The organism is Congregibacter litoralis KT71, from assembly GCF_000153125.2.
In the GTDB taxonomy this organism is placed as follows: Bacteria; Pseudomonadota; Gammaproteobacteria; order Pseudomonadales; family Halieaceae; genus Congregibacter; species Congregibacter litoralis.
The window spans coordinates 4,290,050-4,316,217 of the sequence record NZ_CM002299.1 but is presented as its reverse complement, the minus strand read 5'-3'; the positions used below and the strand labels follow the sequence as shown (position 1 = coordinate 4,316,217).

Annotated in this window: 18 protein-coding genes; 15 read left to right on the top strand and 3 right to left on the bottom strand. The window is 56.9% G+C overall.

Going from position 1 to position 26,168, the window contains the following annotated elements:
* Positions 1 to 4: 4 nt before the first annotated feature.
* The 6 genes from KT71_RS21265 (at position 5) to KT71_RS19375 (ending at position 7,740) form a co-directional block, all read left to right on the top strand.
* The gene (locus tag KT71_RS21265) at positions 5 to 934 is read left to right on the top strand and encodes a hypothetical protein (RefSeq protein ID WP_202962375.1); all 930 of its coding nucleotides are present in this window, start codon (positions 5 to 7) and stop codon (positions 932 to 934) included.
* A gap of 81 nt (positions 935 to 1,015) precedes the next feature.
* Positions 1,016 to 2,803: a hypothetical protein gene (locus KT71_RS19395; protein ID WP_023660387.1), complete on the top strand. Its 1,788-nt coding sequence runs from the start codon at positions 1,016 to 1,018 to the stop codon at positions 2,801 to 2,803.
* A gap of 72 nt (positions 2,804 to 2,875) precedes the next feature.
* Positions 2,876 to 4,210 (top strand): serpin family protein, encoded by a 1,335-nt coding sequence (locus KT71_RS19390; protein WP_008293613.1) that lies wholly within the window; start codon positions 2,876 to 2,878, stop codon positions 4,208 to 4,210.
* Positions 4,211 to 4,425: 215 nt separating this feature from the next.
* Entirely contained in the window at positions 4,426 to 5,094 is a 669-nt protein-coding gene (locus KT71_RS19385; protein WP_008293614.1) for a LuxR C-terminal-related transcriptional regulator, read from the top strand.
* A 243-nt stretch (positions 5,095 to 5,337) separates the two neighbouring features.
* Complete coding sequence (locus KT71_RS19380; RefSeq protein WP_238549561.1) at positions 5,338 to 6,759, top strand: sensor histidine kinase; 1,422 nt, start codon at positions 5,338 to 5,340, stop codon at positions 6,757 to 6,759.
* A gap of 99 nt (positions 6,760 to 6,858) precedes the next feature.
* Positions 6,859 to 7,740, top strand: a complete 882-nt coding sequence (locus KT71_RS19375) for a hypothetical protein (protein WP_023660384.1) — start codon at positions 6,859 to 6,861, stop codon at positions 7,738 to 7,740.
* Between the two features lie 33 nt (positions 7,741 to 7,773).
* Here KT71_RS19375 and KT71_RS19370 read toward each other — a convergent pair whose 3' ends face one another.
* Entirely contained in the window at positions 7,774 to 9,102 is a 1,329-nt protein-coding gene (locus tag KT71_RS19370) for a sensor histidine kinase (protein WP_008293617.1), read from the bottom strand.
* Entirely contained in the window at positions 9,099 to 10,436 is a 1,338-nt protein-coding gene (locus tag KT71_RS19365) for a sigma-54-dependent transcriptional regulator (protein WP_008293618.1), read from the bottom strand. Before KT71_RS19365 ends, KT71_RS19370 begins: the two co-directional genes overlap by 4 nt.
* 166 nt (positions 10,437 to 10,602) lie before the next feature.
* On the opposite strand from KT71_RS19365, the gene KT71_RS19360 reads away from it, so the two are divergent.
* Genes KT71_RS19360 through KT71_RS19350 form a run of 3 tightly spaced genes read left to right on the top strand, consistent with a single transcriptional unit; the run spans position 10,603 to position 15,005 of the window.
* Positions 10,603 to 11,853, top strand: a complete 1,251-nt coding sequence (locus tag KT71_RS19360; protein WP_023660383.1) for an efflux RND transporter periplasmic adaptor subunit — start codon at positions 10,603 to 10,605, stop codon at positions 11,851 to 11,853.
* A 13-nt stretch (positions 11,854 to 11,866) separates the two neighbouring features.
* A complete protein-coding gene (locus tag KT71_RS19355) occupies positions 11,867 to 12,577 on the top strand; it encodes an ABC transporter ATP-binding protein (protein ID WP_008293620.1) in 711 nt (236 codons plus the stop codon).
* Positions 12,567 to 15,005, top strand: a complete 2,439-nt coding sequence (locus KT71_RS19350) for an ABC transporter permease (protein ID WP_008293621.1) — start codon at positions 12,567 to 12,569, stop codon at positions 15,003 to 15,005. The genes KT71_RS19355 and KT71_RS19350 overlap by 11 nt, the downstream gene beginning before the upstream one ends.
* A gap of 30 nt (positions 15,006 to 15,035) precedes the next feature.
* On the opposite strand, the gene KT71_RS19925 is transcribed toward KT71_RS19350, so the two are convergent.
* Complete coding sequence (locus KT71_RS19925; protein WP_008293622.1) at positions 15,036 to 16,103, bottom strand: alpha/beta hydrolase fold domain-containing protein; 1,068 nt, start codon at positions 16,101 to 16,103, stop codon at positions 15,036 to 15,038.
* A 72-nt stretch (positions 16,104 to 16,175) separates the two neighbouring features.
* Between KT71_RS19925 and KT71_RS19340 the strand changes: the two genes are divergently transcribed.
* The 6 genes from KT71_RS19340 to KT71_RS19315 all read left to right on the top strand — a co-directional run bounded on the left by KT71_RS19340 (position 16,176) and on the right by KT71_RS19315 (position 26,122).
* Positions 16,176 to 16,607, top strand: coding sequence for a helix-turn-helix transcriptional regulator (locus KT71_RS19340; protein ID WP_023660382.1), 432 nt, complete (start codon positions 16,176 to 16,178; stop codon positions 16,605 to 16,607).
* A gap of 167 nt (positions 16,608 to 16,774) precedes the next feature.
* Positions 16,775 to 17,743 carry a hypothetical protein gene (locus KT71_RS19335; protein ID WP_023660381.1) on the top strand — a complete coding sequence of 323 codons (969 nt, stop codon included), beginning with the start codon at positions 16,775 to 16,777 and terminating at the stop codon, positions 17,741 to 17,743.
* 16 nt (positions 17,744 to 17,759) lie between these two features.
* The gene (locus KT71_RS19330) at positions 17,760 to 22,103 is read left to right on the top strand and encodes an anthrax toxin-like adenylyl cyclase domain-containing protein (protein WP_169729174.1); all 4,344 of its coding nucleotides are present in this window, start codon (positions 17,760 to 17,762) and stop codon (positions 22,101 to 22,103) included.
* Positions 22,094 to 23,419, top strand: a complete 1,326-nt coding sequence (locus KT71_RS19920; RefSeq protein WP_008293626.1) for a hypothetical protein — start codon at positions 22,094 to 22,096, stop codon at positions 23,417 to 23,419. Before KT71_RS19330 ends, KT71_RS19920 begins: the two co-directional genes overlap by 10 nt.
* A gap of 4 nt (positions 23,420 to 23,423) precedes the next feature.
* Entirely contained in the window at positions 23,424 to 23,942 is a 519-nt protein-coding gene (locus KT71_RS19320; protein WP_023660380.1) for a hypothetical protein, read from the top strand.
* A complete protein-coding gene (locus KT71_RS19315; protein ID WP_008293628.1) occupies positions 23,942 to 26,122 on the top strand; it encodes a TonB-dependent receptor in 2,181 nt (726 codons plus the stop codon). Before KT71_RS19320 ends, KT71_RS19315 begins: the two co-directional genes overlap by 1 nt.
* Positions 26,123 to 26,168 lie beyond the last annotated feature (46 nt).

The following is a 26,168-nucleotide window of genomic DNA, read 5'->3' as shown; positions in this document are numbered from 1 at the left end:
CGACATGGAAAGTAAAAGAACAATCAAAGTTTCATCACTTATCGGCTTGGCGGCACTGCTGTTAGTGAGTGTCAAAAGTAACGCTCAAATCCCGGGCATCCCGACAATTCCGGAAGTCCCCCAGATACCCGCATTTCTGCCGATGATGACGGACGTGCCCGCCACGGACGCTATGCCTATCGATGGCGAGTGGATGATCAGTTCGATTCGCAAACGTATCCGCATTGATCGAGGCCGCGCCTATGTCGTTGATCCGTGGGTGCACATGTTCGTGCTCAAGGTCGAACCGATGATGGTCGTAATCAGCGAGCTGCGCCGCACAGGACCTGGACAATACACGGGCAAGGATCTTCCGCTGGTAGGCCAGTTTAACGCGACGATCACGCCGGACGGTCTGTTGGATGTGAACGTGGCAGGCATGCTTGGACCGGTAAAGTACAAGCTGATGCCGGTTAGCATCACGGATCAACAAGCTTTTGAGTTTGAAAAGTCCTGTATGACTTCAGGACAGGGCTGTGGCGCGCAGCCTGGTTTCGGTCAGCCGCCTGCTTATGGTCAGCCTCCCGGATATGGTCAACCGCCAGCATATGGCCAGCCACCGGGATATGGTGAGCAGCCAGGATACGGTCAACCACCAGCATATGGTCAGCCTCCCGGATATGGTGAGCAACCGGGATACGGTCAACCGCCAGCGTATGGTCAGCCTCCCGGATATGGTGAGCAACCGGGATACGGTCAACCGCCAGCATATGGTCAGCCTCCCGGATATGGTGAGCAGCCAGGATATGGTCAACCGCCAGGGTATGGTCAGCAACCGGGTTACGGTCAGCCACCTGCATATCCTCAGCCACAGCCTATTCCTGGTCAGCCCGTACCCGGTGAACCTACGGTTGACCCTGATCAAGGTCAGCCACCCGTCAACCCCTGGCAGTAAAGTGCGCCACGCGCATTCCAGACTCTTCTTTGTTGCGACCCAGGATTGTTGCGACCCGAGCCAAATAGACAGGAATTGAACATGATTACGCTAAACATCCGGGCCATGACATTTTTCTTCGCCATAGTGCTTGCGGCAGGTGTCTTACTACTTCCCAGCCCGGCATCAGCGAAAGACGACTGCGGCGGTTTGAACCAGAAAAGCTGCTGGAGTCTCAATCCGGACAAATGGTGTGATGGAGACCTCAAGTACGTAGGCAATGGCAAGCCGGGAGGTGGTCGCTGCGTCAAAAGAACATCAAAGCCTAAACCCAAGCCTTCCTGCGGCGGCTTGAATCAGAAAAGCTGCTGGAATGTAGACAAAAACAAGTGGTGCAAGGGCGACCTTGTGTACGTAGGCACAGGTAAGCCCGGCGAGGGACGTTGCCGAAAAGCTGGCACTGACCCAACACCGGACTGCGGTGGCTTGAATCAGAAAAGCTGCTGGAATATTGATCCCAAGAAGTGGTGTGATAAAGGCCTGGAATATGACGGCAACGGCCAGCCGGGGGGTGGGCGCTGCCTGAAGCCCGGATCCGACAAGACACCCAATTGCGGCGGTAAAGGACAGAAAAGCTGCTGGAATGTAGACCCGAAAAAATGGTGTGATAAAGGGCTGCAGTACTACGGCAGTGGCAAACCCGGCGATGGCACCTGCGTGGTTCCCGGCACAGACCCTACACCCAGCTGCGGTGGTCTCGGTCAATCGAGCTGCTGGAATGCCAATCCAAAACTCTGGTGCGACCCCGGTCTGGAATACGACGGCAACGGCCAGCCGGGTGGTGGGCGCTGCTTAAAGCCCGGATCCGACAAGACACCCAATTGCGGCGGTAAAGGGCAGAAGAGCTGCTGGAACGTAGATCCCAAGAAGTGGTGTGACGAGGGCCTTCAGTATTTCGGCAGTGGCAAGCCAGGCGATGGCACCTGCTTTGTACCCGGCACGGACCCGACCCCGAATTGTGGTGGTCTCGGCCAATCCAGTTGCTGGAATGTCAGCTCTGCAGCTTGGTGTGACGCGGGCTTAGAGTATTTTGGTACGGGCAAACCCGGCGAGGGCCGCTGCATTCGTCCGGGAACTGACCCGACGCCCAACTGCGGCGGCGATAACCAAAAAAGCTGCTGGAACGCTAACCCAAAACACTGGTGCGACGATGGGAATTCCTACCGCCCCGGGATCGTTCCGAACGAGGGTATGTGCTACCGCAAATATTCCAAAGAAGAGTACGCAGAAGCGGCGAAACAAATGTTTGCTGCGGTAGAGTCATTAGGGGTCGATACGCCCATAAACAATCTGCGCACTTGTTTGATGCGTCCTGAGAACTACGAAAAAATGAAGGAGGTGATGCGTCGTCGATCGGAGAATGGTGCTAATGAGCTCCTGAAAATATGTGGTGTCTCTCCGGATGACCTAAAAGAATACGGTGCACGAGTGTTGGGTTACTTCCCCAAATCTCTGGTTATCGGCCTGGGCGCTGGAGCAGTAGCAGGCGTCGGTGCTGAAGTCGGCGTCGGTTACGCGATACCCCTCGATCGTGCCCCAGATGGACGTTACCTGTTTTCAACGGGATTAAGCAGTGGCGCTGGCGGGGCCGCGGGCGCTGACGTCAGTGTGAGCCTGTCTGGTGAGGGTGTACCTACCAAGCACTGGGTCGTTGAACGAGGTAAAAGTGTGAGCTTCTCGGGCAAACTCCTTGGCTCGGTGGGCGTATCCATTAACTTCCCTGAGCGCGGCTTGGTGCCCACCGGCTTTAGCCTGGGCGGCGGCGTAGGGCTGGGTGCTGAACTGGGTGTCGTGACCAATACGCGAGATCAGTACCTGTATGACTTCTAGCGTTACCTGGTCTAGCGGCACTTTTTGCGGCGCCACGTGTAATGACCCCACCCATGGGGCGCCCTTCTGTCGATGCGTAAGGTTTTTATGAGACTCCGACTTTTTATTTTTGGTTTAGTAATGCACTGCGCTTGCTCCGGTTTGGTTAGCGCACAGTCCGGGGACATCAGCGCGGAATCACTTCGTCCCCAAGAGTTACAGGACGCAACGTCTATTAACGCTATAGCCAGCGATTTGTTGCTCGCCCGTCTGGAGTACGGCAGTCAAAGCAATGCCATGATTTCCTCAGTGTCTCTTTACTATGCACTGGCTCTACTTAGCGAGGGAGCGGGCACAACGACAAGGGATCTCTTGAACCGCCGCTTGCTTCAAAACAGTGACACGGAGTTGAGCGAAGTCGCGCCGGCACTCGCAAAAGCGATAAGTTCTCCGTTTCTCGAAGGCGTCTCCCAAGGAGCTTTCAGCCTCAGTAGTTCGCTGTGGGCCCACAGTGGTAATGATTCCCCCCCTGCATGCCAGCAGCGTACTGACGCCTTCGAGTTTAAGGACACTTTTCTGAAGCAAGCAGCAAGCCTCTATAACGCTGGCGATCGTTCACTGGATTTCGTGTCGCCGGAGTCTCCCGGCGTGATTAACTCCTGGGTTGAAGAGCAGACGAGGGGGTTGGTTCAAAAGGTTATTAACCAGAAAACACTGGAGTGCCTGGACTGGGCGATTATTAATGCGGCGACGTTTGAGGGAGCCTGGGCGATATCTGCGCGACGACTTCCCATCTACGACGGCTACCGTTTCGTCAACGTGGAGGGCAATCTGCAGCCGGCAGAAACGTTTCGCAGTAATGATCATATAGCTCCCGTTGCTGACTTTGCCGATGGGAGCTCTGCCTTTGAGCTGCCTTTTTCAGGCGGAAAGTATTCATTCATAGTGCACATGCCTTCAAGTGACACGGACGATGTCTGGTCGTGGCTGCTTCAGGATTCAATACCCGGCGCTCAGGAAGTCATCGCCGCCGTATTGTCTAATACGGGAGCGTTAAACGAATTGACTATTCAGATGCCTGTTTTCGCATTTAACGACGCCGTGGAAATGACGGCTACTAGCCAGCTGCCCAAGGCTATGGGGATTGAGGGCCTGTTTAGCCAAAGCGCCGATTTTGGGCGTATGAGTGAGTTACCTTCCTACGTTCGTCTGATCAAACAGGACACTCGACTGGAGCTTGATGAAAAGGGAGTGAAGGCGGCTGCCGTCACAGTTGTGCTCGGAAAGGTTGGCGTTACCAGTGTCAGACGATCTTATCCCCGCCGCGAAATCATAGTGGATCGCCCGTTCAGCTTCGCTATTGTAGAACGCTCTACAGGCACTATGCTTTTTAACGGTGTTGTAACTTCTATCGACAGCGCGGACTGAACTCGAACGAATGGGAGATTGACCCGATTTAGATAACACTGTTGGTTTGGAGACGTAGTCCAACAGCCACCGTCATTGCTCAGCCCTCCTTTGTACTCTATGTCTTTCCCCTGACAACACTTCGTGCTCCAATAACCACTCCCCAACCTTCGCGTCATTCGTATGGAATGTACGTTGCGTGCCCACACTAATCGTTGGCGAATTAAGGAGTGCGAATGTCCAGCGAAGCGCCCACAGGAACCACTACCGTTGTTATCGCCGACGACCATTCCATTATTCGTGATGCTATTTACGATTTGTTAAGTGTGGCGACGCTACCCGGAGCGGCGGATTCGCCCGGCAACTTCGAGATTGTCGGTACCGCAGAAAACGGGCTTGAAGCGATTGCCGCTATTAAGGCAAAACGACCAGGACTTTTATTTCTTGATGTTTCGATGCCCCTCGCCGGTGGCGCGGAGATTATTCACGACGTTCGACGCTGGAGTCCGGATACGCGGATAGTTATTTTTACCGGCGTTACCTCCCCAAGCGTTTTGGCGGGCATTTTGGAAGCCGGAGCAGATGCAATCTTTAGCAAGCTCAGCCCAGCGCGAGATATGCTGGCGAAGTTGCCGCTTATTCTGATGGGAGAACGATACGTCGCGCCGGAGCTTACGGACATCATTCGCAAAGGGCAGCAAGGTGAAACACTCACTGGGCGAGAGCGGCAGGTGCTCAACATGATTGTCATGGGAAAGTCGAATAAAGAAATCGCCCAAGAGCTGAATATCAGTCCTAAAACAGTGGAAAAACATCGCGGCAGCGTTATGTTGAAGCTGGAGGTGCACTCCGTTGCGCAACTTATGGCTAGAGCTCTCAAAGACGGTTTGATCGACGCTACTTAGCAATATGGGGTGAATGCCCCATGGCATCACCGAAGGCAATCCCCGACTATGCAAGGAGAATTCGGCGGTAATCAGGGATCCGGCATGGTGAAAACACTAGCTCATTTAATGCTCAAGCGCGCTCGTCCGGGCAGTGTGAGTCAGTCTCGAGTCTGTAAGCGGTTTCTGCGGCTTGCATGCGGCCTGGGCACTTTAGTGTGGGCGGCGGGAGCCTCTGCGCTCACAGAGAACTATGTGCCAGCAATGGGCGATGCCGTTTTTTACACATTCTCCATAACCATCATCGCCGTTTCGGCTGCCGTGATTCTGGCCTACCGAGAATTTCAGTGGATGGCGTATGTTGCCTTGTTTTCGCTGTTGCTCCTCAGTGTGGCCAGTATGGACGGCAACCTGGCTTATCTTTTAGGAGGCGGTGACTTTGTTGTCTGGGTGGTGCCGTTTCTTCTCCTGTCTTCTACGACAGCAATTGGTTTTATCATCGTCTCGGCAAGAATAGAGCTGCATCATCCTCTGGCACGGTTTAAGCCTGGTTTTAAATTGTTAGCGCTTATATCTGCGTGTTTTCCTGCCAGCTGTGTGTTTTGGCTCGGTAACATCTCTCTCGCTTTCATGTGGCTGCCGGTAAATCTGTTGTTCTTTTTGATGCTGGTCTCTCAGGCCCTACCACCGATGACCTGGTCCGTGAGAGACCCCCTGCAGCGAAGACTGACGCGCTTTTTCCCTCTCGGTTTTGCTGGTATAGCGATCGCAATACAAGTGGTTCATTACACCGGTGAGGGTCTTTCGCAGGCGCGAATGAACGAGCTCAACCGCTTCACTGCGCTCCTCTACGCCATGTCCTCGTTGGCGGCGGTGGTATGGCAGATCGTGGCCAATACCAGAGAGAAACTCAAAGCGGAGCGGCAAGTTCTTGAAGCAGAGCGTAACGAGGCGCAGTTGCAGCTCGCTCTGAGTCAGGCGCGGTCGGATTATCAGGATGCACTGACGGCCGCTAGCCAGCATCGATCCAGGCTTGCCACCGTATCGCACGACCTCAAGCAACCGGTGATTGCGCTGAGGCACGCGGTAGACCAAATGCAGCGCGCTGGGCAAAGCGACGATGCAGGCAAACTATCGAGAGCCATTGATTACATCGCCAGTCTTTCCCACGCCTATGTCGGGGATGACTCTGCGGATACCCACAGTAACGATGCCGAGCTTGAACCCGGTGATTCCACCTCCGGCGAAGCCGAAGCAGTCGATGTGCAAACATTCGCGCAAATGTTGGAGCAAATGTTCTCAGGACAGGCCGAAGAGCAGGGAGTCCGACTGCGCGTTGTTTGTGCCAAAGGTAGCGTTTTGGTCGAACCCTTGCCCATGATGAGGGTCATGACCAATTTGGTGTCCAATGCCCTGGCGCACGCTCAGGCAAAACGAATTGTCGTTGGTTTTCGGCGACGCGGTGCCAAGATGGTGTTTCAGGTTCATGATGATGGCGCTGGAATTGACAGCAACACATTAGAAACGGTGCTTGAACCTGGCGTCAAAGGCATGGACTCCGACGGCCAGGGACTGGGCCTGGGAATCGTAAGTGAGCTCTGCCGCAGTGCGAGCGCAGACTTCCGCTTGCTCTCCCGCGAAGGAAAGGGCACCTCTGCGTATGTTTCTTTACCGATGATTGATTGATTGACTGAGTGATGTGTTGATTGGGGTGTTTACCCCATTACTACCGTTTCAGTGGTAAGAGAAGATCCTCCCGACGGTTACGCATCAGGAGGATCTGAAATGAAAAGACTGTTCGCACTGAGTTTTTGTTTTTCTTTAGTATTGATCGCTTCGGCACGGGCCGATACAGCGATCGCTCCCGGGGCGGATGACATCGAAAGGCCGTCTTCAGTCGTCGTTGACTGTGTCCTTGAGAATCCTTCCAAGGGCCGTCTTTTGAGCATTATTGATAAGCGGCTGTCGATTTTTAGTCACCCCTGCTCTGGTGGCTTATATCTTCTGGATTCTCCGAAGGGCTCCGCTGCCGGCCTTGGCACTGGAGCCGTTGCCCCGGTAGTCCAGGGTTGGTTTTTTCAGGATTCTCTCAAAACAACGAGGCTTTCTGACGACGCAATACGAGTCTCCGCAAGGTTCTTAACGGGAGTAGGGCCAAAGGGATACAGACCGTTTCATGCCGTGGTTGTGGTTAAACGAGTGAACGGGCAGTGGCAGGTCAGTGAACCTGAGCACCGGCAGGGTGATGTGCGCGGCACAGGGTCGTCGAAGACTGTTTTCCTGACGCGAGCGCATACGGTGCAGTCCCAGCAAGAGCTCGATCGGCTCTCGTTCTGCCGGGGTCAGAAACCCGTAGACTTTGATGTCGATTTCTCTTTTGAGAGATTGTTCCTAGCGACCGTGTATCTTAATTCCGGCAAGATCCGGCTGCTTGATCCGCAGGCTTTTGAAGGACCCGATGGCGTTTGGCTAAGGTACACCCATACAAGCCCGGCTGTCGTGAGCCGCGATACGAAGCAAACAATTGTTTGGTACGTGCTTCCTAAAAACGGAAAGTCGCTGGGGTCTGGTAGGCCTCCGAGCTATGATTTACTAACCCCGCTAGCTGGGGCTCGTGGTGGCGTAATAGATCGCTGCAGATTTCAGATCAACGTGCCCTATCTCTAATCATTGGTCCATTGGGCTGTTCCGGCACAGGAATCACACAAACACCAGCCGCGTTCGTGTGCCTTCCGGGAGTCGCTCCATGATGACATCGCCGCCATGCGCCGTCATTATCTGTCGACTCAGCGAAAGCCCGATACCGCTGCCTTCGCGTTTGGTAGTGAAAAACGGAATGAACACTTCGTCCAGCAGGTCCTCTGGCACTCCCGGTCCGTTGTCCTCTATGTCGATCAAGGTGCGACCGTAGTCCAGGCGTGCTGTAAGCGTGATGAAGGACTGTTTCTCATCATGCAGCGCCTCGATGGAATTCTTTAACACGTTGATCAGCACCTGCTCGATCAATTGCCGGTCTGCGGTGATTGTCAGGGTTTCCGGCTGTACGGATAGCCGCGTTTCGACGCCATCCAGGGCCTGCTTCTCAAGGTTGATCAGGTCGCGCAGCAGGTCCGCCACGACTATCTCCGAGAGCTCCGGATTCGGCACCTGCATAAGCTCCCGATAACGGGTCACGAAGCGCGTGAGTCCGGAGCTGCGGCGTCCGATGGTCTCAACCGCTTCGCGTATATCGTCGATGGCGGGATCCTTACGAAGCGCGGCGCTTTCATTGAGCATACCGCTGGCAGTTTCTGCCAGGGAACTCACGGGGGTCAGGGTATTCATGATCTCGTGGGTCAGCACGCGAATCAGGTTGCGCCAGGCGCTGCTCTCCCGGGCCGATAGCTCACCGGATAAGTTTTCCAGGGAGTAAAGTCGCTCTACGGCGCCATCACGACGGATTTCTGATACGGACACGCGAAGTTCCGCGGGAATACCCCGCAAACGGGTTTGTAGCAGGCGTTGTTGCCCCGCCCCGATTTCACTTAGGGCGCCGGGTAGATCCGGCGCGAGCTGAGCCAGGTCGTCTAGATGACGTAAACCCGTCAGCCCCGTAAGTCGCCGCGCGGGGTTATTGACGATGGACAGGCTACCGTCGGCCTTGGCGGCCAGGAGCGCGACCGGCACATGGCGTACAACCGTATCGAGATAACCCGCCTGGAGTTCACGCTCGGCGCTGGCCGTGCGGAAACGCGCAAGAATGCGGTTAAAGGCATCTCGGAGTTCTCCGTCCAGGTCCTCTTCAAGGAAGCGCTTTGTAAAGTCCTCGTAGGCGACAGCGGCAAAAAAGTCTTCCAGCGCGTTTACATGCGCGTGAACCGAACGTATCAGAAGGAATAGCTGTAGCGCCGCGATCATACTCAATATCAACGGCACGGCACGGTAGTCCCTGCCCGTCAAAGAAAGCGCGAGCAGCGACAGCGTCACCGTCAGTAGCAAAACCTGAAAAATGGTGGCCCAACGAAACCGCTGCCGGAAGCGCTGCTTCACAGATCGAACTTTTCCATTCGTCGGTACAGCGCTGCACGGGTGATGCCCAGAGCGTCGGCCGCTCTCGACACATTCCCTTCGTACCGTTGGAGAGCCGTTTGTACCAGCCTGCGTTCATTCTCTTCCAGATTGAGCGTTTCAGCCGCGGCGTCTACCTGCCGGGACTTAAGATCAAAGTCTTCAATGGCGAGAGCATCACGCTCGCCCATGATCACGGCGCGCTCCATGGTATGCGACAGCTCCCGGATGTTGCCCGGCCAGCTCCACTGTGCCAATCGCTGAAGGACCTTTGCCGGAACTTCCTTGGCGGGCAGGCGGTACCGTCGTGCGGCCTGTGCGGCGAAGAAGCGCGCCAACTCCGGCAGATCTTCAAGGCGCTCCCGCAGGGGCGGCAGTTCAATGGAGATGGTGTTGATTCGGTAGAGCAAATCCTCGCGGAACTCGCCGCGGGCAACCATGTCCTCCAGGGGCTGGTTAGTGGCTGCAATGAGTCGAATATCCACGTCGATCTCTTGGTCTGCACCCAGGGGAGTGACTTCACGGTTTTCCAGTGCGCGCAATAGTTTTGTCTGGAGCGCGAGGGGCAGGTTGCCAATCTCATCCAGAAAAAGCGTGCCGCCGCTGGCCGCCTGAAAACGTCCCGCCCGATCACTGTCGGCCCCGGTAAAGGCACCGCGCCGATGTCCGAAGAGTTCGCTTTCAAACAGGCTCTCGGCGAGGGCCCCCAGATCGACGCTGACCATTGGCGCGTCGGAGCGGGCAGAAAGACGGTGCAGCTCTTGGGCAATCAACTCCTTACCCGTGCCATTCTCGCCCCGGATCAGGACGGTGGCGTCGGTGCCTGCGACTCGCTCCACCATTTTCATGACGCGCTGCATGGACGCAGATCCGGCGATCATGGTTTCTTCGGGCGGTGGGGCGGTCAGTGCGCTGAGTTGAGCCCGGGTGTGTCGCAAATCTGCGGCTACGCGTAGGGTCGCGATCAGTCTGTCGTTCTGCCAGGGCTTGAGCACAAAATCCGTCGCACCCTCACGCATCGCCGCCACTGCCGTGTTGAGGTCGCCGAAGGCAGTCATAAGAACCACCACGGCATTCGGGTCGCGCTGCCGAATGTCTCCCAGCCAGTGCAAGCCCTCTTTGCCGCTGTTTCTGCCGATGGCGAAATTCATGTCCAGGAGGAACACATCGATTGCCTCAGCGGCCATGAGTTCGGGGATTTTGCCGGGATCAGTCTGGGTAATCACACGGCCGAAGTGCCGGCGCAGGAGAAGCCGGGCGGCGGTTAATACGTCCTCGTCATCGTCGACGATGAGCAGGGTGGTCTTGTCAGTCATGGGGCCAGTGTAGTCCCTCAAGTGTTCGAATTCGAACACCTATTTGCATAAGTGAACAATGGCGGCGGCGACTCCGGTCCTAAGTCATTGATTTTATTACTGGTGAAGTTGGGCCGATCCTTGCGTTACAGAAGCTATGAATAAACAAACGCAAGCTAGCTCGAGTATGGATCGCCCGATACAAGGCCAAACTCTTCCCCGATGGCTCGTCCCCGCTCTGGTTGTTGCGGCCCTGGTCGCTGCCGGCGTCTGGTTTGCCACTCGTGATTACTCAACAAGCTTCACCCTCGACGGACAGCGAATCCGCACGGACACGGTGACCACGGGCACCTATGAAGATTACATCCCCCTGCGAGCCATTGTTGAACCCGGACGGAGCGTGTTTCTCGACGCGATCGAAGGTGGCCGGGTAGAGCGTCTTCTGGTGGAGGAGGGGGCTACCGTTGCGGCGGGGCAGCCTCTGGTGGAGTTAAGCAACACCACCCTGCAGCTCGACGTTATCGCGCGGGAGGCCGAGGTCAGCGAGCAGCTGAACAATCTGCGAAACACGGAGCTGGCTATCGAGCAGAATCGCCTGAGCCTGAAGGGCGACCTGGTGGAGATTGACTACCAGATGACTCGCCTCGGGCGCCTCGTCAAACGCTACACCGAGCTCGAAGGTAAGGAGTTTATCTCTCGCAATGAGTATGAAAATGCCCTGGACGAACTTGAGTACTGGAGCAAACGGCGGGAAATCACCCTGGCGAGTCAGGCCCAGGATGAGCGCATCCGCGTTGCGCAGATGCAACAACTTCAAGCCTCGGTTTCACAGCTGGAGCAAAACCTGACCCTGGCACGGGCGAATCTGGAGAACCTGCTGATTGTCGCCCCACGCAGCGGACTGCTCTCATCCTTCGACGCCGAGATTGGCGAGTCTAAAGCCCGCGGTGAGCGCCTGGGACAAATCGATGACGTCGATCACTTCAAAGCCTCTGCCCTGGTCAATGAGTTTTATCTGAATCGGGTCAGTGTCGGCCAGCGAGCGAGACTGGAGCTTGACGGAAAGGCCTACACGCTAGAGCTCAGTAAGATTTATCCGGAGGTCTCCGGTGCACAGTTTGAGGTCGACCTGCGCTTCCTGGATGACACCCCGGGCAACATTCGCCGCGGTCAGACTTTGCAACTGCGTCTGATGCTCGGTGATACCGAGGAGCAGGCAACGCTCGTGAGTAACGGGGCTTTTCTTATCGACACCGGCGGCGCCTGGGTATTCGTTCTCAGTCCGGATCGCAGCGTGGCGACGCGCCGCGATGTTCAGCTGGGCCGTCGCAATCCAAATCAAATTGAAGTGGTCTCGGGCCTACTGCCCGGGGACGTAGTGATCACGTCCTCCTACAGCAGCTTCATAAACGTTGATCGACTCTTCATAGACCGCTAGGCAGGAACAAAAAATGATCGAGATGACAGACCTGTGCAAGGTATACCGGACCTCTGATGTGGAGACGACCGCGTTAGATGGCATCAACCTACAGATTGAAAAAGGAGAGTTCATTGCGATTATGGGCCCGTCGGGCTGCGGCAAATCTACGCTCCTCAATGTACTGGGAATGCTGGACTCCGCCTCTGCCGGCACCTACTCCCTCCAGGGTGAAAGGATCTCGGGTTGCTCGGAACAGGAACTGGCTGTCATTCGCAAGAAGCGCCTGGGTTTTATCTTTCAGAGCTTCAATCTCATCGACGAACTATCCGTTCGCGAAAACGTTCAACTGCCCCTGCTCTATCAGAAGGTAAAGCCCGCCGAGCGTGAGCGCCGCGTTATGGAGGTTCTTGAGCGCGTGAACATTGCTCACCGCGCTGACCATCGGCCCCAGCAGCTGTCCGGCGGGCAGCAGCAGCGCGTTGCCGTCGCCCGGGCGGTGATCAGTAATCCGGCGCTCATTCTGGCGGATGAGCCGACAGGAAATCTCGATAGCAGCAACGGTGAGGAAGTGCTTGCTCTACTCAACGATCTGAACCGGGAAGGAACCACCATCGTTATGGTCACCCACGACCCTGCCCATGCCGACCATGCGACGCGGGTTGTGAATATGCTCGATGGGCGCATCCTCTCCGAAAACGTCATGGCGAGGCAGCAGATGGATGAGATAGCCCATGTTTCTTAACTACCTGAAAATTGCCCTGCGTACCATCGGAGCTAATCCGCTTTTCAGCGTGATTAATATTCTTGGCCTGGCCATTGGTCTGGCCTGCTGCATCATTATCACGGTGTTCGTGAATTACGAGCTTTCCTACGACAAGCACTGGGATAACGCGGATCGTATTTATCGAGTGACCCGCGATTTCTTCGGAAACGACCTGAAGCTGGCCAGAGTCGCCCCGCCCATCGGGCCACTGTTGCAGGAAGACTTCGCTGAAATTGAAGATATGACCCGGATTTTTCAGCCTGGCCCCTTAAACATCATTCACGGCAGCGAGACGACCGTTGAGGAGGGCATCGTTATTGCCGACCCCAATGTTTTTGAGTTCTTTAATCTCGAGTTTGTGGCGGGCAGTCGGGACAGTGCCCTGGCGACACCCAATAACATGGTGCTATCTGAGCGTGCTGCGCAGCGCTACTTCGGGAGCGAAGATCCCCTGGGTCAAAGCCTGAACCTCATGGGACAGGTGGAAGCAACGGTTACCGGCGTGTTCAGGGATCTTCCGGAAAACACCCACATGGCTTTTGAGATGGTTGCCTCCATTGATGCCGTTCCGGGGTTCATGGGTGCTGACGAGCTGACAAACTGGGGTAGCAATAACTACTTCACCTATATTCGCTTGCCCGCGGGCTACGAGCCCCAGCGCCTGAGCGCCCGCTTTGATGATTTCCTGATCAAGCATCGCGGCGCTGATGCACCCTCAGGAACAGCGCTGGGTCTGCAGCGCCTTACGGATATTCACCTGACCTCTAACCGGGATTCCGAGTGGCGGGCCAATGGCAGCCTGAGCACGGTTTACACCTTTAGTGCCGTAGCCATGGTGGTGCTGCTCATCGCCTGCGTAAACTTCATGAACCTGACCACGGCCCGCTCAACGCAGCGCGCGCGGGAAGTCGGCATCCGCAAGGTGGTGGGCGCCACCCGGGGTCAGATTATTCGTCAGTTTCTGGGCGAGTCCGTGTTGCTGACCGCATTTTCCATGCTGTTGGCTGTGGCGCTGGTGGAATTGGTGCTGCCACCCTTTTCCGCTTTCCTTGAAAAGCCCCTGGTTTTTTCCCCGGCAGACCCCCAGACCCTCCTGACCCTGGTGGTGGGTACGGGGCTGGTAGGGCTGGTGGCAGGATCGTACCCCGCGCTTTATCTGTCCCACTTTCGACCCGTGGAGGTGCTCAAGGGCGCCGCTGCCGGGAGCGGATCGGCGATGCTGCGCAAATCGTTGGTGGTGTTTCAGTTCACTACCTCGATTGCGCTGCTCATCGCCACCGGCGTCGTGATGGCTCAGATGCACTACACAAAAAATCTCGATCTCGGTTTTGACCGCTCACGCAATGTCGTGATGAGTCTGCCGTATTTTGTCGATCTTTACGAAATCTACCGGCCCCTGCGGACAGAGATGGAAACCCATCCGGGCATAGAGTCCGTGGTGTATTCATCGCGGGTGCCGAGTATGCAGAACCTCGATGGATCGGGTTATGTGGCTCAGGGCAAGCAAATGGTGTCGGACAATATCCTCGCTATTGCTGATCTGAAGGTGGACGCCCACTGGTTCGAGCACTACGGCGTTTCTTTTCTGGCGGGGCGCACCTTTCGGTCCAACGAATTGCGACCTGAGGAGCCATCAGACGAAAGCCCTGTGACCCAAGCCTGGGTCGTTTTGAATGAGTCCGCCGCACGGCGTTTCGGTTGGAGCCCCAAAGAGGCTGTAGGCAAGGTGATTGTTCAGCCTGTTAGCCGCGAGCTGGACAGACTGGTGAACCGGGAAGTGATCGGCGTAATTCCCGACCTCTACTTCTCCTCCCTCCACGACGAGCGCAAGGCGACGATTTACTCGGAGCCGCATACGCGCTACGGGAGACGGTTATCCGTCAAGTTGGCGCCGGGAAACCCCCAGGCAGCCATTGCGCACATGGAGGCCGTATGGAAGCGAGTGCTTCCCAGAGATCCCATTAACTGGGAGTTTCTCGATGATCGCTTTGATGCCCGCTACCGGGCCGACGACAAGCAGGCGAAACTGTTCGGGCTTTTTTCGGCCTTCGCGATTTTTGTGGCGACTCTCGGCCTCTTCGGTCTCGCATCCTTCACGACGGAGCGACGCACCAAGGAAATCGGCATCCGTAAAGTCATGGGCGCCTCCGTTGCCGACATCGTCATTTTGCTGACCACGGACTTCACCCGTCTGGTTGTGATTGCCAGTGTCATCGCATGGCCCCTGGCGTTTTATGCAATGAGCCAATGGCTGACGCGATTTGCCTATGCAGCGCCTGCCTCTGAGTGGGCCTGGCTGTTCATTGCTGCCGCTGTGGGGGCTTTGCTCATTGCATGGCTGACCATTGCCTACCAGGCCGCGCGGGCGGCCCTTACCCGGCCTGTTTCCGCCTTGCGTTATGAGTGAGACTGACAGCGCGTCAACGCCCGGGCTGAGTCAGGGAGCTACACCTCTCACGTCCAGGTGACGTCGCAGAAACCCCGATGCCATCTTTAGCGATGCATTCGCCGCTTCGCTATCAAAGCGTTCCAGATGGTGCCGGGGGCTGTCCCAGTAGCGGATTTCGCCATGCCCGTCGCCTTCGCTGATGCGCTGAATCAAACTCAGCGCGTCATCAAAATGCATATCAAAGCGGCTGGTGTGAATCGCCAGCGCGGGTAGGTCGTGAAGCTCCGCAAACACCGCTGAGGCCAGGGGGTTGCTGGCTGGCACGTTACCTAGATATGCCCGCGCACAAAACGCAGCGGTTTCCATGCGAAAGGGGCTGTCCGCGGTGGCGCTCTTGGTGATGTAGGACCAGCCCGACAAACTGAGGTCGTTCCAGGGAGAAAAAAGTTGTATCGCTGCGGGTAGTTCCGCCCCCGCATCGCGCATCTTCAGAAGGGCGCCAAGACTGATACTCGCCCCGGCTGTATCGGCCGCCAGCACGACGTTGCTTGCGCCGTAGCGTTCGCAGGCCCAGGTGATGAGACGTTCGGTGTCGTCTATGGGTTCCGGGAACGGCGCCTCTGGCGAAAGCGCATGGAGGTTGATCAACGTGTCGGTCCCACACAACTCTCCGAGACGCTGTGCCGCCTGTATCTGGGGTTGAGACGGTGGCAGAAGAAAACCGCCGCCGGCGGTGTAAATCAGAACGCGTTCCAGCCGCTGCTCTTTGCCCAACCAGGCGGCCGGTAGAGGCACATCCTCGGCAGCCTCCAGGGGAGACGCCGATCCAGCTGTTACCGATAATGTCGCTGCATTGCCCCGCGCATAATCCTCGCGCAGAGATACCAGGATCGCTCTGAGCGCCTCAGGGTTATCAAGGTGATCGAATGCTTTACGAATCCGCGAGAGGAGCACGCGTTCGATGAGGCGATTTTCCCACCGCGCGTAGAAGTGATCCCAGGCTTTCTGCCAGCGCCGACGTTCGTCTGCTACGCGAATTACGAGTCCTTGGGCCTGTAGGGCCACCAGACGTTGCTCCGGGGCAAGGGCTATCGCGGCGGTAAAACTGTCGCTCATTAGCAGACGGCCTTTTTTTTCCTTGCGTCTATACTAAGGTCCAGAGCATCGTTGAACAATGGATCGGACGCTATGGCTGATTCGAAGTCGGACCGGAAAAAGACTCATAACGATGAACCATTGCTCGATGATTTACGGGATATGGTTCAGGCCAGTGGAATTCTGGGCGTGGATCGGAAAGACGATCCTGAGCAGCTGGAGCGCGTGCGCGAAGTGATGGCGCTGTTGCAGCCAGAGGTGCGTGTTGACCTTGTGGCCCGGATTACCTCTGAGGATGCAATAAAGTCCCTGCGTATCAAGCGCTTCTGTGAACATCATAATTTGACCAGTGCCGAGCGCCAGCTCGTGGAATCCCTTTGCGCGGGAACCACCTCCAAGGAGTATGCGAGGGAACACTTTATCAGTCCCAACACCGTGCGGACGCATCTTCAGCGGGTGCGTCAGAAAGTAGGCGTTACTCGCCAGGCGCAGGTTATCAGTCAGGCACTTTCCTGGGACTCCTGAGCTCCTTCCCCACAAAAGAAATCCTTCGTCTCAGCAAAATACGTCAATAGACGTATGGGCTTTGTGCCTTCCTCCTAGCATCCTGAACACTCAGCGCGTTGTGCGGTGCCGTCAGCAACCATCAGCTCTCATGGTTCTGTACAGCGATGAACTCAGGGGATGCACGTATGTACCTTCGTTATCGCCTTTTATTGATGATGCTGGTTGCCTTAACCCAGGGGCTCAGCTTCGGGCAGCTTGCCTTGGCGCAGGTGGTGGCGCCCTGGTCCAACGAGACTCCCCCGGAAGGCTGGGCTGATACTCAGCACGACGCCTTCGATGACCCCTACCATCCCCTCAAAAACCCCTCCGTGGATCCCGGCGCAGCAACGGCTGGCTCGGCCGAAAGCCCGGCGGTAAGTCAGTTTAGAGCCGACTGGAACTGGGGGGAGCGCTACTTCTCCCAGGAGTTTCCCGTTGTTCTCACAATAAGCAATAACTGTGAAACACAGCAGTTGTCACGCATTTTTGTAAACGGTCCGCCTTACCTTGAATTCGAGCGTGAGGAAGTGATGGTCCAGCGTAAATCTTCCAAGAACATTCGCGGGAAAGTGAAGCTCCCGGGGCCGCCCAAGCCTCCGCCGCCGCAACCCGGCGGTGTGCCCAGCCCGGGCTTTGGCTGGGTCGATCCACCCAATCTGGGTCCCCAGCCTCTGGGCACACCCCCTCCCATATTTCATCAACCTAACTGGGTGCCCATTGATGGAGAGGTGGTCGTATGGCATCCCTGGGCGCCGGATGGACCTGACGGGGAGTGTCTACCGGAGCGAACGCGCTACACCATCGGTGGGCATATGCACTGGCGTCCGCCCGGCGATAGCGATGAGGACGTTGATAAGGGGCCGTTCACGCTGGCTCGTAGCGACCCCTGTGAAGTGTGGTGGAACAGCTACGAGGAGCCGGCGCAGCGGGAGGGTGACTGTACCCGGGCGATGCAGCTTCTTGCGGAGCGCTTCCTTCTCAAGGTCGTGCCGGATTACTGGCGCAATGCACCGGAGGAGTGGGGTTGGTTGGTGCGCTTCGGCGGCGTCGACGACAAGAGCGTTGATCAACTGCTGCAAATGAAAGCGCGGGCCAGCGCAATTATAGGCCGGTGAGATGGTGCTGCAGCCCATGAAATCTCTGTATTCCCTGCCCTTGCTTTGCATCTCGCTGCTCCTGACGTCCGTCGAGGTGCTTTCGCAGTCATCCGCCGAGGCGATCAATACAGAAATCCTGATCAACGAAATAGATCTGATTGAGTCCGAAGCGGCTTATGAGGAGATCCTCGCGCCCATAGAAAAAAGCCTGAATCTGAATACACGCCTTTTCAAAGAAGCCCAGGCGCGTAAGAGGGCCGCGGACGCGGCGTTGGCGAAGAAAGGAAAAGGCAAGAACTGGGCCCAAAAGCTCATTGACGACGAAGAAACGGATCGGCTTCAGATTGAACAGGGCGCTGCGGAGATGGCGATGTCCGCTTACGGTCGCAAGATTCAGAGACTCGAAGGACAGATAAAGACCCTCAGGAATGAGCAGCGCATCCTCGAAGATCGCCTCAAGCTGAATATAAAAAAAGCGGACGAGACAACCCGGGCTGCGGAGCAGAGGCGGAGGGAGCAGGAAGTCGAAGATTTGAATACTGAGTTTTTCACCGCTAGGGCAAAGCGGGTGGCCACGGAGCGGGTGTTCGATGAAAAGTTGGCGGTCTTGAACAAACTGATCGACGAAACAGCGGCGCAGGGGCTAGACGAGGGCGTTGCCGCGCTCGAAAAAGACCGCGAGACGCTGACATTGGTGCGCGACCAATGGCTGACGGGTATTGAGACAGAGATAAAATCAGCAGCGCGCAGCCTCAATGCTACGTATCGCAAGAATGCCAATGACGAGATTGGTCCCACCCATTCTGATATCGAAATAGAAACAAAAGCCGACGAAGCGGCCTATGTCGATAGTTCCCGGATTGCACTAAGTGTTCAGCGTTCAAAGAACGTCGCCGGGAACGCCCTGGCCAACACACGTCATGACATCACTTTGGCCACAACGCTTGAAGATTACGGCAACACTGCACTCAGAGATGAGAAGACCGGGGAGTGGGAGATCGGCAAGTTTCCGATCAAGAGTGTCGATTGGGAAAAAGGTGAAGTCGAGTGGACGGGGGTTGCGGAACGCTACGGCTATTACTGGAAAGGCGCTGGCATAGGCGCAAAGAACATCGTGGTCGATCTGCTCACACTGCTGGCGGTGGGTACGGAAACGTTGGCACAGGCGACGGAGGTCGCCGCGAACAGCGTGCGAGACAAGGACAATCAGACTAACTTAACCGGCACCGACAAGATCGATGCGGTTTACACGGGGGGTAACTTTCTCGCTGAAGCTGCCGCGGGTGATCGCAAGACCGCAGCCCGACGCAGAGAGCAGATGGCAACCGCAGCCGAACGCGGAGGCTCTGCCGTTCTTCGAAAGGTTGAGCAAACCGCCGGCAAGGGAAAGCAAGGCTATAACGAGGCAACGCAGTTCGCCGGTCAGGTCGCTACGGAAGCCCTGGCAGATCTCTGGCTTGGCGGTTCCAAAGCCAGCAAGCTGGATGATGTGGCCGATGCAGGCAAGCTCAGCAAGGCAGATGGGGATGCCATTCTTGCACGCATCAACGCCGACGACCTCGCGAAGCGAACACGCGTGTCTAATCAGACAGCGGAGGAGTTCGCTGAAGGCCTGAAACGCACAGGGCTTGAACCCAAGCGAACTCTGGAAGTACGCGGAAAGAAATACCACGTCAGCGAGCCCTTCGAGAGCCAGGGCCGGACAATGGTGATCGCGCTGGAAGAGGGCGCTGATGGCTCCATGATCCCAAGGACTTTTGCACTCAGTGGCGAACATGGCGTTTGGCGCGCGGTTCCCGCCAAGAGTATGGGCGATGGCGTTCTGAACAAAGGCCCGAGGTCCGCCGACGGTGGTTTTATCAATGAGGGCGCCGTAGACCTTGACGCCGCGCTGCAGTCCAAACTCGACAGTCTGACCAATGAATTTGAGGTTCGTAAACTCGATGGTGACGACGAGATAACCATTGGCCAGGCAGCAATTGATATTGCTGACCCTAACCGCCTCGGCGCACCGGACTCCCTCGGTGCCGATGCGGCGGATTTAGCCCGCGATCTACCTGGGGTAAAACCCGGGGATCCTACACCGGTGGCAGGCAAGGCAGCCGTCCCGGAGCAGTTGCCTGAGGGAATGCGTCCGGATTGGGCTGACGGAATGGTGTCCCAGTCGACGATTGATCATTCGCTGTACGGGAAGTTGGAGCGCTTCGTTTACAAGTCCCTTGATGGGAAGACCGACTGGATAATCAATCGCGCGGAAAACGGCGATGTGTGGGTTGCGAGTATGCAGGATGCAACCGCAGAGATCTCAGCACTGGGGACTCGAACCAAAGCCTGGCAAACCAGCGGAATAACCGCGCAGCCTCTTACCAAAGGCGATGGGGTCTATGTCCCAGCCGAGGGTTGGAGGAATCCTTTCAACGAATATATGGCTGATCACCTGCCCAATGCCCCAGAGGCAAGTTCCAAAGCACCCGATGGGTCACCTTTAGTGTCGCCTGACGGTGGACGACCCCGTACGGGGACGGGGTCGCGTCAGGCTGCGAAAGCGGGCGATGGTCCGTCCGAGCGCGACATTGCCATCGCCAGTTCAGCCATGGTGCCGGAGCATGCGGAAGCCTTTGTAAAAATAGCTCAGGAGCGGGGAGAGATCATCATGATCCGTCCCGTCAATCCTGATTCCACGGCAAAGATAGCGAGTGATGCCGCTACAAAGGGCATGAACATCAAGGGCAAAAGCACTGACTGGGGCCCCAAAGAGGTGAAGGGTCTGATCCCCACCGATGCCAGCTACAGCAAACTCGGAAACCCTGATGCAAAGGTCAAGGCGTCGCCCAAGGACATCAAGAAATACTCAGAGCTCAATAAAAAAGCCCTGGGTGAACCCTGGGAAGAGTATGTCGATGGTAAGTGGGTAAGGCGCGATCCCGTAGAGCCTATCGCCATGCGCAAAAAGTTGTTCGACAAGGACGGCAACCCCGTCCTGGCGGAAGACGGAACGCACCTGGAAGTTCTCGCTGAGCGAAAGCTGGTTGTTGGCAAAGACGGAAAGCCGCTACTGGACGCGAATGGCAATCGGCAATACGAGGCGGGCAACCCCATCACGGCGGATTATGACCTGTTTGCCGTCGGTATCCGGGGAGAGCGGGGCAGGCTTATCGAGAACGATCCGGAAATGGGTACCATCGCTGAGAACGAAGTGGCGACGATGAAGGCCCTGAATGATGCGGTCAGAGAAACCGGCTACAAGGGCGGCAAGGTAGTCCATCACGGGCCGGCAAATCGCTTCGCCAATGAGTTCGAGGCAGCGGATTTCCCCATCGGCGTGGCCTTACCCAATGGGGATTTCATGGTGCTGCGCTCGGCGAGCGATGTACGCAAATTTTATGAGCGTATGGCCAGAGCCGGCTACAACATGGACGCGATGCCCGGGTGGGACTTCGGCATCATCGATCCCGCAGAGCGCGTAGCGAAAGCGCGAGCTGGTGATGCTAAACGTGCGGCGCAGGAAACTGACAAGGCACCGTTGCCCGATCAAGGGTCGAAACGCCCGGGAACTCTGGCGCCGAGGGTGGTTACGGGTGCAGCCAGTAACGCTCAGGAACAAAAAGATAAAAAGGAAAAGGCCGACCGGGAGAAGTTCATCATTTCCCTTGGGGAAACGCCCCTGTCTATCGTCGTCGATCCGATTTACTTCAGTTTTTATCGCAGGAATTTTGATGGTGGAATCGAAGGGCGGGAGCCCGATGATTCGACCTACATTGCCCTTGGTAACGATGTCGGTTTTGAACTCGAAAGCGCCATCAGTCTGGATGGCACAAACACGCATTCCCAGCTCGCTCTGGCCGCAGAGTTTTTACTGTCTGAGGAACGCGCTAAAGCGCCTCCGGCGGCGCCGCCCCAGAAGCAAGCGCCGCCCCCGCCGCCACCTTTGCAGAAACCGCCAGAGGTTTTGATCGGTCAGCCAGAACCTCCTATCCAGGAGGAGACGGAACCGCCTGAGGCCCCCCTCGAAGAGAAGACCTCTCCGCCACCACCTGCGGAGCCAAAAAAAGATAAGAAAAAGATCGGCATTGGAACGGGCACCGGCGGTGTCACCCATTTTTCCAGCTACAGCGTTGCCTGTTTCGGCCTCAGGCTGGTGGGTGACCTTGCCTATGTGGATGAAGCACAGGTGGAAGTGTCCGGGCCCGGTGGTTCGCAGCTGTATGACCTTCGGGTTAACGGCAGCGAGATTCGTCTGGAGCACGAGATCTATTCATACGGTAGCTATGCCTATGCGCTGGAGAATGCCACCGATAAAGACGGTGAAGCGATGACCATTACCGGCGACCCGAGGGGTAGCTACGAAGTGACCGCGGAGGACAAGCCATGTTGGTAAAAAGAGTGCTTGGGGAGGTGCTGTTTAGCGCTGTGCTGCTGATTGCCCTGTCGTCGACGGTGGGCGCGCAGGAAAACGAGCCGGCGGCTTCGGATGCAAGCCGCGATCTGACGCCTGAAGACATTGTGAGCTTTCTCGAAGAGGAGCCGCAGGATCGCGATGGGGGTTGGGGTTCCTTCCTTGGCGTCGATCCGATGAACAGCGCCACAGATCCTCGAATTGCAACGATTCCCACACCATCGGCGACCTGCCGGGCCTGCGAGAAGCTGGCGCTGCGCTTGAGCGAGCTGGAGGATAAGCGTCTTGGCAAACTGAGGCTGATGGATGAATACCTTTCGCAAATACGTCAGCTAACGGTTGCGCTGGAAACGCGCGGTGACAGTTTGCGGCTTAGCGATGCGGACGCAGTGGGTCTAAACCTTTTTCTACCTGGTGGGGTCGAAGACTATGGGATCTCCGCAGACAAAAAGTTGCGGGAACTTGCAACGGAGTTGGCGTCTCTCGTGGATCGGCAGAAGAGTCTCGCCGCCAGTTTTCAGGATCTGCAGAACGCTGCGGCGGTAACGCTGAGCCGATTCAAGCGCTGCGAGGAGTACTACTGTCCGGTTTCTACGGCGCGGGAGCTTGCTTTTCTGCAAGGGCAGTCCGCCGGAGATGTTTACTGGGAAGCAGAGCAGGCAAATAGCTATACCGGGCTAAACATCCACAGCGCTTTTGCTTTGCGCGACGAACTTAGTGTCGACTTTTCGGGTGCCCAGGCGGATCCTCCTGCTCCGCCACCCGTGGCGAACCCAAATCCGGCCCCTGTGCCTGAACCGACCCCGGACCCGGGTCCCGCGCCCGATCCGGCCCCCGATCCGGCTCCAGATCCGAGCCCGGCTCCTGGCCCCGCGCCAGCCCCGGATCCTACTCCCGACCCTCCGCCACCTCCGGAGCCTGCCCCGGGTCTGTTGCTTGTCAGTGGACCGCGCACAATCAGCGAAATCCACGAAGTCGGGGGTGACGCCTGTCCCCAGGCCCTTGGCACGCTGACGCTGCGCAACGATGGAGAAACAGCGCTTAGCTTCGACATCATCGGTGTTGCCCCCTGGATGAGCATCAACGGTGGTCCTTCCGGAAACAACGTCACGGGCACCTTGGCGCCGGGGGAGAGCCGTAGCTTTGTGTTGGATTTCGTCTGTGACTTCTTCGGCGACTTTCCGAGCAAGGGCAATCCAACGGACGTCATGACCACGCTGGAAATTGAAACCTCTACCTCCGGGGCTACCGGGGGTAGTTCGGTTCCCGTGGATCTGCGCATACAGGACGAGGTCTAGGGCTATGAAGACGCTAAAGCAACTACTTATCCTCACGGCTTGTTGCGGCATGCTGCCACCAATATCAGGCGCATTGGCCAAGGAATTCCGGTCCATCAAACCGATCAATGCAGCCGCGGTAATGCCCGAAGGCGCGCAGCCGCCGCGGGAGTTTAAGCCGGTACCGGGCGAACTGGTGGATCAGGCGGTGGAAAAGCTCATGGCGTCCTGGGGCTCGCCGCAAATGCAGGATTACCTGAGCAAAAGCTTTTTTGACAAGGATCGCCTATCGGACGTCATTGACACCCTGGTACCTCGTGACGCCACGATACGCATTCTTTCCGTCCAGGGCGTTCAAACCCTGCAACAGTGGGAGGAACCCAATCCGGTTGAACCCGCCGGGATGTTGCGCGTAAGTCGCGTCTCCGTGGTTGTCCGCACACAGCTCGAGTTCACCCGCCCCGATGGAGTGCTCGAGACCAAACCCGGAACAACGGAGTACATCCTCAAATTCAAGGAACGTATTGAAGGGGAGGGCGCGTGATGGTTAAGAGCAGACAACTGGTCGCAGCTGCGGTCCTCAGCCTGGGTATGAATGCGGCGCTCGCACAGGGTTGGCTAATCACCGGCAACAACAGCGCGCGATCCGAGTACTACAACACCGATGGCGACTTGACCGGCAGCCCCTATGCTTTTGAAGGCGCTCAGTCCTTCAATGAGTTCAACCTGAACTTTGCGAACAGCTTTTCCGGCTACCGGGAATTCAAGGGTCAGATCTACGGCGTTGCCAATAACTCTGATTATCGCTTCCCGGATACGGGGCTGCAGGCCGAGCGAATCAATCTTCTCTATGAAAATGGCGAGGCGGGTACGCCGTATCGGCTGGAGGGCGGTGATGTTTACAGTTATCTGAGTTACCGCACGGTCCAGCGCTCCCTAAAAGGCGCTCAGCTGGATATTCAGCCGCGCTTTGACGAATCGGGCCGTAAACACTCACTCCTTTTTTTCAGCGGTGCAAACCAGAATCGCTGGAATGATTTTGATTATGCGGTGGACAACAGCTCAGGTTTTTCCTGGTTGGTCGAGGACGGCTCCCTGGGAAGCCTAAGCCTGAACGTGGTCTATAACGACGCGAAGGGCGCCACACCCCAGGCCCTGGACAGGCAGCAGTGGATCACCAGTATCGCTGCCGATACCAACTTCAACCTTGGAAACCACAATCTGAATCTCGAGGGCGAAGTGGTTTATTTTGATGGTGATCACGAGGGTGATTTTTCGACGCAGGACGGTCAGGGACAAAGTGATCAAGGGTACTTTGCGGAGTTAGTCGGCAACGCTTACCAGCGACTCGACTACCGACTGCGCTTTGAGCAATACGGACAGCACTTTCGCCCGAATGCTGCGGTCGTGGTTAACGATCGGCGCTCTGGCGAAGCCCATGTCGGCTGGCAGTTTGCTAGCGGGATCAAGCTGCGTGGTCGCGCCCAGCGTTATCAGGATCGTTTCGATTCCATTAACCAGCTGGACACCGACGTGCTGGGTATTGATCTTAGTGGGTCCCTCGCGTTTGTCGGCCTGGAAGAGGCGAGTGGCCGTCTGCGTGCCTATCGGCAGACCAGCTCCGATGAGTTTGGTGACGTTGATCGAAACGATGATGTGCTGGACTTTAATCTCACGACGCCCCTGGGCGAGCAAATTAATCTCATTGGCGATCTTTCCATCCGCGATCAGAAGAACGACCTGGATACATCCTTGGACGCTACAACTACGGAGTTGGGTCTGTCCCTGAGCCGCGGTTTCCAGATTGGTGATGCCGTGGGATCCGTGACTGCAGGCATTCAGTATCGCGATATTGACGGGGGGATACGCGAGGCGAGGGAAGTAACGCCGCGTCTGGCACTGAGCCTCAGTGGAGGCGCGCATACGCTGCGACTCAGCTATGACCACCTGGATCAGAATCGCGGGTTTACCGCCGGTCCCGATGTGGAAACCGCGACCGCAGCCATCCACTATGACCTCCGCTGGAAAAGCCACGAATTCGGGCTTGAGGCTAACTATTTTAATCGCGATATTGATGTAGGTATCGACACACTGGCGTCCCGCGTGTCGCTGTACTGGACCTGGTATTTTGATCAGAAGTCGAAAGCGACCCTGGCCGGTGCGGGCGGCGTCAGGCTCTCACCGGCGAGTGGGCTGGATAGTCGACTAAATGTGGCCTCACCGGCCTTACTCGAGCAACTTGCCCCGGGGCAGTGGCTGGACCAGCTCACGGCGGCCATGGTTGATGCCAGCGCGCCCTTACCTGCGGTGAACGGCCAGAATCTGGTGTATGAATTGCCGGTGCTGAACCGTGTTGATCAGCGCCAGCGTTTAGCGGTGAGCTATCGCGCTCAGCTTGTCGATCGCGTGGCATTGATTGTGGACCTGGAGCGAGACGGCAGTCCCAGGGCCGCGGCAGAGCTGTACGATCGGATACTTGAAGACCTGATAAAGCAGTACGGTCGACCTCAGCGCAACTTTGCTGTTGGCGAATTTGGGCCCCGCCTGGCGGCGGATCTGAACAGCGATCGGTTCCAGCGGGTCGTTGAGTGGGACAGCTACTTCGGCGTAATCCGCTACGGTATACCGCGGCGAATGGACGGCATGGTACGCATTGAACTTCAGCACATAGGGCAGCAACTCGCGACCAGTGACACTTTCTGGAGCATGGAGGAAATACGCTGACTGGGTAATCTCCTCCAGGTACCCGCGGAGCCGCGTTATTGCGATG